The organism is Desulfitobacterium metallireducens DSM 15288, from assembly GCF_000231405.2.
Classification (GTDB): Bacteria; Bacillota; Desulfitobacteriia; order Desulfitobacteriales; family Desulfitobacteriaceae; genus Desulfitobacterium_A; species Desulfitobacterium_A metallireducens.
Genome location: NZ_CP007032.1, coordinates 1,805,157 through 1,818,177 on the forward strand (window position 1 = coordinate 1,805,157; position 13,021 = coordinate 1,818,177).

General features: G+C 41.4%; 8 protein-coding genes and 1 tRNA gene. 1 reads left to right on the forward strand and 8 read right to left on the reverse strand.

Features of this window, described 5'->3' with window-relative positions; all coding sequences use genetic code 11:
• Window positions 1-952: 952 nt before the first annotated feature.
• Window positions 953-1,039: transfer RNA gene (locus DESME_RS08660), tRNA-Leu, on the reverse strand.
• A 140-nt stretch (window positions 1,040-1,179) separates the two neighbouring features.
• Between DESME_RS08660 and aspD the strand changes: the two genes are divergently transcribed.
• On the forward strand, window positions 1,180-2,817 hold the full coding sequence (gene aspD / locus DESME_RS08665) for an aspartate 4-decarboxylase (RefSeq protein ID WP_006718791.1): 1,638 nt from the start codon (window positions 1,180-1,182) through the stop codon (window positions 2,815-2,817).
• Between the two features lie 124 nt (window positions 2,818-2,941).
• Here the strand turns inward: aspD and DESME_RS08670 are convergent, their stop codons facing one another.
• From DESME_RS08670 to DESME_RS08700, 7 genes are all read right to left on the reverse strand, one after another.
• On the reverse strand, window positions 2,942-4,180 hold the full coding sequence (locus DESME_RS08670) for a thiolase family protein (protein ID WP_006718789.1): 1,239 nt from the start codon (window positions 4,178-4,180) through the stop codon (window positions 2,942-2,944).
• Between the two features lie 155 nt (window positions 4,181-4,335).
• Window positions 4,336-5,118, reverse strand: coding sequence for an enoyl-CoA hydratase-related protein (locus DESME_RS08675; protein ID WP_156922766.1), 783 nt, complete (start codon window positions 5,116-5,118; stop codon window positions 4,336-4,338).
• Window positions 5,119-5,155: 37 nt separating this feature from the next.
• Complete coding sequence (locus DESME_RS08680; RefSeq protein ID WP_006718785.1) at window positions 5,156-6,013, reverse strand: 3-hydroxyacyl-CoA dehydrogenase family protein; 858 nt, start codon at window positions 6,011-6,013, stop codon at window positions 5,156-5,158.
• A gap of 39 nt (window positions 6,014-6,052) precedes the next feature.
• Window positions 6,053-7,807, reverse strand: a complete 1,755-nt coding sequence (locus DESME_RS08685) for an acyl-CoA dehydrogenase family protein (RefSeq protein WP_006718782.1) — start codon at window positions 7,805-7,807, stop codon at window positions 6,053-6,055.
• Between the two features lie 48 nt (window positions 7,808-7,855).
• On the reverse strand, window positions 7,856-9,193 hold the full coding sequence (locus DESME_RS08690) for an MFS transporter (RefSeq protein WP_006718781.1): 1,338 nt from the start codon (window positions 9,191-9,193) through the stop codon (window positions 7,856-7,858).
• Between the two features lie 19 nt (window positions 9,194-9,212).
• Complete coding sequence (locus DESME_RS08695) at window positions 9,213-10,496, reverse strand: CaiB/BaiF CoA transferase family protein (protein WP_006718779.1); 1,284 nt, start codon at window positions 10,494-10,496, stop codon at window positions 9,213-9,215.
• A 335-nt stretch (window positions 10,497-10,831) separates the two neighbouring features.
• On the reverse strand, window positions 10,832-12,760 hold the full coding sequence (locus DESME_RS08700; protein WP_006718776.1) for a sigma-54-dependent Fis family transcriptional regulator: 1,929 nt from the start codon (window positions 12,758-12,760) through the stop codon (window positions 10,832-10,834).
• Window positions 12,761-13,021: the final 261 nt, after the last annotated feature.

Below are 13,021 nucleotides of genomic sequence, written 5' to 3' on the forward strand. Positions count from 1 at the left end.
TCTAATCGAATTTATGGTAATTTGTCCAACCCCATAAAACATTTTTAAATCTCTCTAATCCGCCTGTGCCAATATTTCCAGAGTCTATATGTTAATGCTTTAAAGTTCTTAATTGGTGCGGTCGAGAGGACTTGAACCTCCATGCCCTTGCAAGCACTAAGACCTGAACCTAGCGCATGTTTCTCTTCTGACACTTGCTATTGGGCTTTTTCTATCTCTACTATATCAATAGCTATAACATCTTAAAGCTTTTATCTATTTCTTAAATGATACATTTTTACCCTTTTCATCGTCGTATACGGAGCTCACTGTTTTATTTACACCACTAGCTCAAGAATTTCACATACATCCTTGGTGACGAATAACGACTCCCCAGCTTTGACGAAGGTTCTGACTTGCTGACCTTGATAGTTGAAAATCTCCGGCATTATCATTTCTCTCTTCTTACAGGATTATCCTTACTTGTGTCGAATTGGTAAATGATCTAAACCAAAATATTCACACTGAAGGGAGGTTGTCACAATGATTTGTCCAAAATGCGGTCAAGATACTTATTTCATGAATTCCGATGTATGCGGTCTAGTTACACTTATGAAAACTCCCGAGAATGAAATAAGTACAAATCTAAATAGAGTTTTTCCGGTTCACGTATTCTTATGTCGCACTTGCAAGCACGTGGAACTCAAGTGGAAGGACCCAGAAGAGACGTAAGTTAATGCCCAATTTGGCAGGTAATTGTGCCATCACAAGAATATTAATTTGATTCCGACTTCATTGGCCGAACTGAAACTTGTGTTTCAGTCGGCTATTTCTTTTTCTTTAGCAGCCGCCTTCGCTTCCAAAGTGATTACACGTTCACAATCTAACGTGCTTCATATAATTGAATCTAACGCATATGCGCAAAATAAAAAGGATAGCTCATTTTCTAATGAACTATCCTAAAATCCAGTATTGGTGCGGTCGAGAGGACTTGAACCTCCATGCCCTTGCGAGCACTAGGACCTGAACCTAGCGCGTCTGCCAGTTCCGCCACGACCGCGTAACAAAAATTATTATATGACTCCAAATAAAATTTGTCAAGATTGTAGAAGAAATATAGATAGACCTCATTCCTTGTGTAAATACTATATACTATACCAAAATATCATTGAAAGATTTGAGAATAGGGGCGATTACATTATGACTACACCTAACCTCATCCGCCTTGAGATCGAACACATCTATGGACAAATTAGCCCATTTGAATTAAAAGACCGTTTGATTAGCCTTGCAAAAGACCAAAGTAAAAAAAGTGCCCGTACCTTACTCGACGCCGGTAGGGGTAATCCTAATTGGACAGCTGCGACTCCTCGTGAGGCCTTCTTCACTTTCGGCTTATTTGCAGTCGAAGAAACGCGGAGAGTATGGAATCAGCAGGACCTTGCAGGAATGCCTCAGCATGATGGAATTGCTGAACGCTTTAATAGATATGCTCAAAATCATCCCTATGCGCCAGGCATGATACTTCTTCGAACAATGATCGATTATGGAATCCGTTTCAAAGGCTTTAACCCAGATGATTGGGTTTATGAACTGACCGATGGAATCATAGGAGATAACTATCCCCTCCCCGATCGAATGCTTGTTCATATCGAGAAAATTGTCAAAGATTATCTATGCCATGAGCTTTATGGCTATAACTCCGCATCTCCAAATGGTGAGTTTGATGTGTTCGCTGTTGAAGGCGCAACTGCTGCCATGTGCTATATTTTTGACACCTTAATCGCCAACAATATATTAGCTATCGGTGACACTATTGCAGTGATGGTCCCTGTTTTTACCCCTTATCTCGAAATCCCACTTTTACCGCGTTATGATTTTAAGGTCATCCCTATTAACGCTTCAGAATTGACGCCTAATGGAACTCATACGTGGCAATATCCAGCCTCTGAAATTGAGAAACTGAAGAATCCAGATATTAAAGCGTTATTTATCGTAAACCCCAGTAATCCCCCTTCAGTAGCGATGAAACCTGAAACAATTGAACAAATCAAATTAATCGTAAAGGAACAGAATCCTAATCTGATGATTATTACAGATGATGTATATGGAACGTTCGTCGATCACTTCCATTCCTTGGCGTCCGACTTACCCTTTAATACTCTAGGGGTTTATTCCTTTTCAAAATATTTTGGTGTCACTGGCTGGCGTTTAGGCGTGATTACACTACATCACGAAAACATCTTTGATCGCTTGCTTAAAAACTTACCAAAAAGGTTAATAGACAAAGCTAAAAAACGCTATGAGTCCCTCTCAACCCATCCTGGAGAAATCCGTTTCCTGGATCGAGTTGTCGCCGATAGCCGTCAAGTTGCCCTCAATCATACAGCAGGCTTATCCACTCCTCAACAAGTACAAATGGCGTTTTTCGCACTCTTTGCTCTACTCGATCAAGATAATCACTATAAGGAATTGACAAAGGAGATTTGTCGTCATCGACAAAAACTCTTATTTGCTAGCCTCGGATTAGATCTACGAGCTGACCCTTATGATGCTTCGTATTATACCGAATTCGACTTATTAGAATGGGCAACCCATTATTACGGGGATCCTTTCGCCCAATATTTGCAAGAACACTATAAACCAATTGATGTTCTCATCCGCCTCGCCGAAGAATCTTCTATCGTTTTATTGAATGGAGGTGGCTTTCAAGGACCCGAGTGGTCGATTCGCATCTCCCTGGCCAACCTTGCTGACGAAGATTACACCCAAATCGGTCAAGCCTTACATCATGTCCTCGAAGCGTATGTCGCCGATTGGAAAACAGCTACAATTTAGCTCACTCTACCTCTAAAGACGTGACTTGATCTAAAAAAAGTGCCGTATAGTCCTTATAGATTATACGGCAAAACATATGGAGAGATGAGTTAGATGAACTTGAACCTAAGGGTCATGGATTAGATTATCCTTTATAATATCCATTCTCAAATAATAAGGCGATTCCTTGTCCGCCGCCAATACAAGCAGATCCAATTGCATATTTCTTAGAAGGATTGTTCTTGAATTGATAACAAATTGATGTAATTATGCGTGCTCCTGACATTCCCAAAGGATGCCCAAGTGCTACCGCACCGCCATAAGGATTTAAGCGTTCATAAAGTTCAGTTCCTGGACCATTTCCTAATTCTATTAAGCAGCCCAATGTCTGTGCGGCGAAAGCTTCATTAATCTCAAGAATATCAATATCTGACAGTGTTAAGTTATTTTCAGCCAATACTGTATTAATTGCACTTACAGGACCCAAACCCATTAAACGAGGATCACAACCTGTAATTGAATAGCCCACTACTTTAGCCATAACTTCCAAATTGCGTTCCTTAGCCGTAGATTCTTTCGTGAAAATCTCAAATGCTCCGCCATCGTTTAATCCAGAAGCATTTCCTGCAGTAACTGTACCCCCCTTTTTAAACGCGGGTTTTAAAGTCGCTAAACCTTCTAAAGTGGTATTTAGCTTTGGATGACCATCTTTGTCAACAATAGTAACCATGCCTTTTTTACCCTTGACTTCCACGGGTACAATTTCTTGCGCGAAAAGGCCAGCTTCCATAGCTTGTTTAGCCTTCATTTGGCTATTGTATGCAAATTTATCTTGTTCTTCACGGGTAATGCTATATTTTTCAGCAACTAATTCTGCTGTAATACCCATATGAGTGATATCTTTATTAGGATAACCAGATGCTGAACGATGTCCTTCATCATTGGCATCAATTAACTTGCTATCTCCCATTCTAAATCCTTCGTAGCGACTATTTGCTGGCAGATAGTATTCAGCGCGAGATAAGGATTCTGCTCCGCCTGCAGCAATGAAGCTACGATTCATTAGTTGTAATTCCTGAACGGCACTAATGGCAGATTGGAATCCAGATCCACATATTCTGTTTACAGTAAAACCAGTTGAGACTTCTTTTAATCCGGTATTGATTCCAATGATTTTCCCTAAATTATTTGTTGTTTGTGAGCCTGTAACATGTCCAACAATAACTTCATCGATATCTTCTTTTTTAATTCCGGCACGGTTAATTGCCTCTTCTAGAGCAATACGCCCCAATTCTTCTACCGGTACTGTTTTTAAATCACCCAAATAAGCTCCTACAGGCGTTCTTGCAGCACCAACAATAACGATTTGTTCCAATGATTTCATGGTCAAATCCCTCTCTTCTCTTTTCAGTTTTTCCTATATTTATTATTTATCCGGGTTAAAAGGCCACCCTCTTGTGGCCTTTTAACCCCCCACTGAACACGGCGTGAGGATTTCTCGCACCGGCCTCTTCGGAATTGACTCACAGAGTAAGATGTTTACTGGTTTTTGAACACGGCTTCTCGTTTATTAATAAAGGCATCGAGCCCTTCACGGAGATCATCCGTCGTAAAAATCTTCTCAACATACTTCATTTCCATTTCCAAGGCATCGGCTAATTCAAGCTCCAATCCTCTATTTACCAATTGCTTAGTACTACTCATGGCTACGCCCGCTCCCTTGGCAAGCTTTTTAGCTAAGGTAAGAGCTTCGTTTAAGGATTCACCCGCAGCGACAACTTGATTAACCAACCCAATACTTAAGGCTTCTTCAGCCCTAACCATTCTCCCCGTAAATAAGAGTTCTTTCGCTTTTGCCGGCCCTACCAATCGTGCTAATCTCTGTGTCCCACCGAGTCCTGGAATTAGGCCAAGATTCACTTCAGTTAATCCAAATTTAGCTTTTTCATCTGCTATTCGAAGGTCACAGGATAAGGCCAACTCAAGTCCTCCCCCTAAGGCAAGACCATTTAAAGCACAAATGACAGGCTGGGGAGCATTTTCTAAATAAGAAAACATTTCTTTATAGATCGTCGCATTTTCCCGTGGGCCTACTTCGAATTGATTCGGAAAATCTTTGATATCGGCACCTGCAACAAAGCACTTCGGACCAGCCCCTGTAATCACGATAGCCCTAATCTCACTGTTTTCTTTAACTTCCTGAAGAACCTCCTTCAGTTGCCCTCTAACCTCTAACGTCAGCGCATTTACCGGTTGATTATTAATGGTAACAACCCCTACACCCTCGGTAACAACAAGTTCAACAACTTTATTTGACATCACTCTTCCCCCCCTTTAAGTTTAAATGATAGATTCTAGCTTACTTATTGTAGTCATACCAGCCTGCACCGGTCTTTTTCCCCAGTCGTCCAGCGCGTACAAGATTTTTCAGAAGCTGCGGTGAATTCCATTTCATATCGTGATATTCACTCACGAAATAATCTGCAACGTGAACGGAAATCTCTACACCCGTGAAATCCATTAGTTCAAAGGGTCCCATTGGGTAATTCAAGCCCAGTTTTACTGCCGTATCAATATCTTCGATCGAGGCAATTCCCTCTTCCGCAATGCGAATCGCTTCTAAGAATTGAGGCATCATAATCCGATTGACGATAAACCCTGGTGTGTCCCTTTTCACTTCGACCGGTGTTTTTCCCATCGCTTTAGAAGCCTCAAAGACCTTAGCGACCGTTTCGTCACTCGTATAATAACCACGGATCACTTCGACCAGTTTCATAACTAAAGGCGGATTGAAGAAATGCATCCCAACCACTCGATCTGGACGAGAAGTTGCTGCCGCTAAGGTGGTAATGGACATGGAAGAAGTATTCGAGGCAATGATTGTTTCAGGTCCACAAATCTTATCTAGTGTCGCGAAAGCATTTTTCTTAACATCGATATCCTCAAAAATAGCTTCAATGACAAGAGGAAGCGAAGCAAAGTCCTCCATTTTTGTAGTGGTCGTTATGCGATTTAATGTTGCTTCTTTCTCTTCAACCGTTATTTTTTGTTTTTGAACACTTTTATCCAGGAAACCCGAAATACGAGTAATTGCTCCGTCGACAAAACGCTGCTCCACGTCACAAAGTACAACCTCTAAGCCCTTAACCGCTGCTAAATGAGCAATTCCTCCACCCATTGAACCTGCACCTAAAACACCAATCTTCGTAATTGTCATTTTTCTTACCTCCACTTTCGTTTGATTTATTTTTCAAGGTTATGCCGTGTACTTTCCGTTTTCTGAAATCACAGCAGCGACTTCCTGTCTTAACGCCACGGTATTCCGTAGAGTATATTGGGTCAGCTTTTTCAAATTTTCGAGTAGATTTGTTAATTCTTCACCTTCAGCGAGAGCGGTCAATGTCTCCTTAGCGGTATATTCTGAGAGACCAATGGTTGAGTTAATGTAAGCCATAGCCATACTCAATTTGAGTTTTGCTTTTGCTTCTCCCTCATTTACGACAGCCTTCTGTGCACGTAACCAGGCACTATCCATTGCATAAGCTTGCATCGATAGGTCAGCTAGTCTCCCCACAATCTCTTGCTGTTTGGCCAAATCTTTCCCATATTTTTGCTGGCTAGCATCTAAGGTCAACAGGAAGATATCCTTCGCTGCCTGTACTAAGCCTTCTTCCCCATCTCTAGCAATACTTCCTGAAGTGATTTTTGTCTTGAGCGCATCAATCGTTTCCTGGAGGGGTAGCTCCTCCTTCGCCGCACGCTTAAGCAAAGTCGATGGAATGATCGTGCGATTAATTTCATTTGTACCTTCAAAAATGCGATAGATCCGGGAATCTCGGTAAAGTCGTTCTATGGTATATTCCGCACTAAACCCATAGCCGCCATGAATTTGTACCCCTTCATCTACACAATAATCTAACGCTTCGGTAGCAAAGATCTTATTCATAGAGCACTCGATGGCATATTCCTCAACACCCTTAGCAGCTACCTGACCCCCATCAGGACCGGAGGTATCAAGGCTATGCATCATCTCATCCAAAAGCCCTCCGGTACGGTAGACCATACTCTCCGTTACATACGTCTTAATGGCCATTTCAGCAAGTTTCTCTTGAATCATGCCGAAGCTGGCTAGGGGATTACCGAATTGCTTACGCTCATTTGCATAGGTAGCTGCCAGTTCCAAGGCAAACTTAGAGCCTCCCAAGGAATTCGCCGAAAGTTTATATCGACCCAGGTTCAAGATATTAAAGGCAACCACATGTCCTTTACCGATTTTATACAACATATTTTCAACCGGCACTTTAACATCTTCAAAAATGACTTGACGTGTGGAAGACCCTTTAATTCCCATTTTGTGTTCTTCAGGGCCAGTCGAAAGTCCCTCTGAATCCGCATCAACGATAAAGGCTGTAAACTTATCCCCATCAACTTTGGCATAAACGATGAAGATATCTGCAAACCCTGAATTGGTGATAAATTGTTTGGTCCCATTAAGAATGTAATACTTTCCATCCGGGCTCAGATCTGCCCGAGTTTTAGCGCCTAAAGCGTCTGATCCCGCTCCGGGTTCAGTTAAAGCGTAGGCTCCGACAATTTCTCCAGAACCAATGCCCGGAAGATATTTTGCCTTCTGCTTAGGTGTACCAAACATAACGATAGGCATACTGCCAATACCGGTCTGTCCCCCCTGAGTCATTGCAAAGGATCCTGACCACCCCATACATTCCGCAATGATTGTGGTACTGATTTTGTCCATCTCCGTGCCGCCGTACTCTTCCGGAATTTCTGAACCATTTAACCCTAATTCGCCAGCTCCTTGCAGCAATTTGCGATTCAAGCCTTCTGTTTTGAGCTCAAGATCATCCATTTGAGCCAAAACATTATCCTTTACAAAACCAGCTGCCGTCCGGAAAATCATTTTATGTTCAAGGGTAAAATCTTCAGGAGTAAATAGGGTTTGAGGGTCAGTTCGACCTAAGAGGAAACTTCCGCCTTTAGCTATGATCGTCATTAGGTTCACTCTCTCTTTCTCTCTAGATTGAATCGGATAACTGAGAATTTAAGCTTTCACGTTGACACTTTCTATACTTTTTCCTTTAGTTTCAGTCACAAAAATTGCCATTAAAGCGGCTATTACGGCTGGAACTGCGAAGAATACAAAAATTCCGGTAAACCCTACCCCGATCTGTTGGACATAACCTGCAAGAATAGGACTAAGAAATCCTCCGACTCGACCAAAGGACTGTGCCCAAGAAACGCCCGTACTTCTAAATTCAGTCGGATAAGCTTCGGCAAGGAGGGGTTGAGTCCCACTTAACCCATAATTCATAGCAAAACCGACCAGCGCACCGCAAACAACCACTTGCCACTGATTTGAAGCCACGCCTAAGAGAATAACTGAAACAGCTGTAGTAGCCCAACCCATAATGCTGTTTGTCTTACGCCCAATGATATCAGCCATGTAGCCTGTAACAAATCCGCCAATCGCTCCGAAGACATTTTGCAAAACGGCAAAAGAATAGCCCTTTACTAACCCATACCCTTTTCCTACAAGCAGAGTTGGCAACCAACCGTTAATTCCGTATATTACGACAGAACCCATGAAATAGATGATCCATAGCGTCAAGCTTGTTTTACGATATCCTGGAGAAAAAAGAGCGCTAACTCCAACTTTATTCGGAGGGGATGGGATAACTAAACAACCTGGCGCATATTCGTTTGCTTTCCCTTTAGCAACCCTCTCAATCGATTGAATAACCTTGATTGCTTCATTTTCTCGCCCTTTACCTAAGAGCCAGTGGGGAGATTCAAGAAGAGTAGCCAATAAAATGAAAGCATATAGGGCTGGGATTCCCCCTATTAAGTAGACAACTCGCCATCCATAAGCTGGAACGACATAAATGGCTGCAATCCCCGCAACGACCCAACCGATAACATAAAAGGACATAATTGAGGAAGTAAAGAAGCCTCTATTTTTGGTAGGAACATTTTCAGCCATCAAAGTAATGGCGATGGGTATGCAAGCGCCAAAACCAATACCCCCTAAAATCCGCAGAATAGCAAATGCTTCAAAACTATTCACAAAGTAAATTGGAAACGTGAGCAAGGAGAATACAAGAGTAAAAATGGCCAAGCTCTTTTTTCTCCCAATTCGATCAGAAATGACGCCAGCGATCATTCCACCAATCATTAAGCCCAAAAGGCTCCACGAGGCTAGACTTCCTGTTTGAACCTTCGTTAATGACCATTCCGCTGCCATCTGCGGCATCGTATAAGAAATAATCATATAGCTGAATCCGCAAAAGATCAGGGTAAGACCGACCAACAAATAGACTTTAAACGTATACTTGGAGATACCTATCTCATCAATAATTTGAGAGATTGATGTTTTATTCATTCGCTTCCCCCCTTACTCTTTAGATCACACCTTTTTCACGGAAATTAGCAATTTCGCGATCACTATAACCTAAGAGCGTGTGAAGAATCGTATCTGTATCTTCTCCAAGCGTCGGCGCCCCACGCCATACTTGTGCTGGAGTCTCGCTCATCTTTGGTACAAAACCAAAAGCTTTCACATTTTTATCCAGCGTCTCATCTTTATATTCAATGAAGTTATCCCGTTTCTGATAGTGTTCGCTGGCCGCTAGATCAGCAGCTGTTCTAACGATGCCGCTTGGCACTTTCAAACTCAGCAAATACTTCAGCGCCTCTTCTGAATCACGAGCAGCCACCCAATCAATAGTAAGCTGGTTTAACTCGAGTCCCAGTTCAGAATTTACCGCTTCTACCGAATTTCCACAGGCTTCGTGAGTATACTTGTTTAAGTCAAGACCTAACGCTTTTACAAACCGTTCGTAAACAGCTCGCCCATAAGCACCAATGTAGAGGTATTTTTCATCTTTTGTCTTGAATAAGTTTCCCGGCTGGAAGATTGCAACTTTATTTCCATTCCGTTGCCTTACTTTACCAAGCTCAAAATAAGAGACAAAAGTATCATTAAGAACCCTACTCATAGACTCGATCTGAGAAATATCAATAGCCTGGCCCTTACCCGTCTTTTGAGCATGCAAATAAGCCATCAGTATCCCATTGACTGCAAACATTGCTGTAAGGTAATCATTGATAAACGTCGCAGCATGAGAAGGGGGCATCGGCTCGGGAAAACCATTGACGAACATATATCCCCCTTCAGCCTGACCGATCGGATCATAAGAAGGTCTATTACACTCATCGGGAACCCCTCCAAACTGAGGCCTGCCAAAACCACTGATGTGCGCAATAACAAGCTTCGGATTTACTTCCAAGAGTAGCTCTTCTGTAATTCCCAGCTTTTCTGTCCAAACCATATTCTCGACCCAAACATCACAATTCTTGATCAGGGAAAGAAAAATTTCTTTACTTTCAGGAATCTTAAGATTAATTTCCAACGTTAGGCTCAGTTTATTTCTCCCATCTTGAATCCATCCCGCACTAATCTTTCGATCACCACGCGTGATAACCGGCGCTTGTTCACGATAGGGGTCTCCTATGTTTGGTCGCTCAACATGAATGACCTCAGCACCGAATTCTCCCAGCACTGATGCTGCAAATGGAGCTGCAACAATACTTCCTGTCATTAAAACTCGCATCCCTGTGAGTGGACCATAGGATGCCGCAATAGCGGGGGCGGGAATGTAATTGATTTCTTTCCATCTTTCCATATCTTTCTAATCTCCCCTCTGCTTATGTGTTATTCTGAAGCTTTATACTGAAGTAGGTTTACTTTATTACCCCCTCCTTTGCACGATATTTTTGAGTATTTATATTATTTTATATATTCTGAATTTATTGCAATTACTGTGCCAATTGTTTCTTTGCAATAATGCCCCCAAATGAAGCTGATTTTATAAAAAATCATAGACCCTTGAATTAAGCTGTAAAGAATTTTTACGACGCTGTAAAGATTATTAACATACTCTCTTCTTTAACGCGATAACAGAAATGCCCTCAACACTTCCAAATGAAGGTCGAGGGCATCAATTAAATAATTATGAAACTATTGCATTCGATTTAAGACTTTAAGTAAAGTAGGACGACTAATCCCCAATTTTAACGCAAGTTCTGTATTACTGATTCGTGTTTTTTCTCGTATTCTTTGAATAATCTCTGCATTCATTTCCTCCAGAGTACTCATGCTCACATAAATTCTATCCTCAGCTTGCTTATGATCATCCTTATCTAAAACGTTGATGTGCAATTCTTCTTCTAACAACTCACTAACAAGATCTAACCAGTCCCTTTCATTTTCTGAGAGAATAGTGCATCTCTCGAGAAAATTCTCAAGCTGTCTAACATTCCCCTGCCACTCTAAGGCCGAAATTTTATCCAGGATAGGTTGAGGCAATGTATAACTTGGCCTTGCATACTTTTGGTTTAGTTTTTGTAATAAAAAATGAACAAGAGCAGGAATATCTTCTTTTCTTTCTCTTAAAGGGGGCAAATTCAATTGCAAAACATTTAAGCGAAAATAAAGATCTTCTCGGAAAGCACCTTTTCGCACTAAACTCTCTAAATCTTCATTCGAAGCTGCGATGATCCGAACATCTATCGGGATCACTCGATCACTCCCGATCCGTAGAACTTCCTTTTCCTGAAGAACCCTAAGCAAACTCCCCTGTAGTTCGATTTTCATCTTTCCTATTTCATCTAGAAATAGAGTCCCTCCTTGGGCCAGTTCAAATAATCCCGGTTTCCCCCCTTTTAGTGCTCCAGTAAAAGATCCTTCAGTATATCCAAAGAGCTCACTTCTTAATAAACTATCTTCTAAAGATGCACAATTGACAGCAACAAAAGGCTTCTTGCTCCTTAATTGATGCCCGTTATGCAGACTTTGCGCCAACAATTCTTTCCCTGTGCCGCTTTCCCCTCGAATAAGCACAACACTATCCGTATTTGCATACTTTTTAGCTTTAGCTATCACTCGATCCATCTTTGGGCTGTCGTGGATAATATCTTCAAAACAATATTTTGCAGCAAAGCCTTTTTCTAAAACTTCTCGATTAAATTTACCGTCTTCTCGAGTGTTCTTAATTTCTTTAAATGTTATAAAAACATCCATTAAATTTTGGTTATCATAGTGCGGTGTTCGATTAACCGTAATGGCTCCCTTCGACGTCTGCATAACATAACCGAGCTTTTTATAGGGACTTTCAAACAATTTTATAAGGTCTCGGCAATGGCTTATATCTGCCAGCGAATGACCCATGACCTCTTTTTCCTTCAGTCCAAAGAATCGCGCAGCGACTGTATTAAAGACCGTAAAAACTCGCTTCTCATTGATCGCAATAATTCCTTGATTCGAAGAATTGGTTACTTCTTTCATATATTCAAAAACTGTTTTTTCACGCCGTTTAGCTTCTAAAATAGCTTTAGCTCGTCCTAGTGCGGCCCTTATCGTATTTTCTCCACCCATAACGGAAATATATTGCATACCATTTTGCTCAACGACCGCGGCGATCTTTTCTCCGGCTCCGATAACTAACTCTATCCGATCATGACGTGCCTTCTCGATTTGAGTGAGAAGCTCTAACCAATCGCGATAGACATAAACATTAACCGGAAATCCTAGAACACTCGCAATCGTATTGATAATCCATATTTTCTCTTGCTCAGCAAAAAACACGCCTATTTTGCATCGCAATTTCTTCGCTTGTTCTAGAGCTAACGCTAAATCGTACTCCGTTGGGTAGATATTAACCCAAGGTAGAGAGCCAAAATCTTGGCGCAGAAGTTTTAACGTTGCACCACCGCTAGCGATTAACGCAAGTCGATCGGGATTTTGGGATATCATATTCCGTGCGACGTGAACAGCATCCTCAAATGTTGTTTCACGCACAATAATATTCAGATCAAATTCCTTTTTTACTTTGTCTAGCAAAACTGTAAATTCTCTCTGCGGTGAGGTTAATAGAATTTCACCGGGCATTCATATCCCCCCATACACTAAGCATCACGCTTCTCAAGTTTGTCTTTACAAGTCTGAGATCAGAGCTATGTATAAATAAGGATATAAACAAAATCATCTGCTGCATTAACTATTATGTAAAAAAGTTCTAACCAGCTCTATTTTATTTTATTTGTCTGAATATTACAATATTTGTGAAAACTAATTTATATATTTAAAGGGCTACCCAGGATGAATTCGAGAAATCTCACCCTAAGTAGCCCTTCTTTTTTACTGTACGCA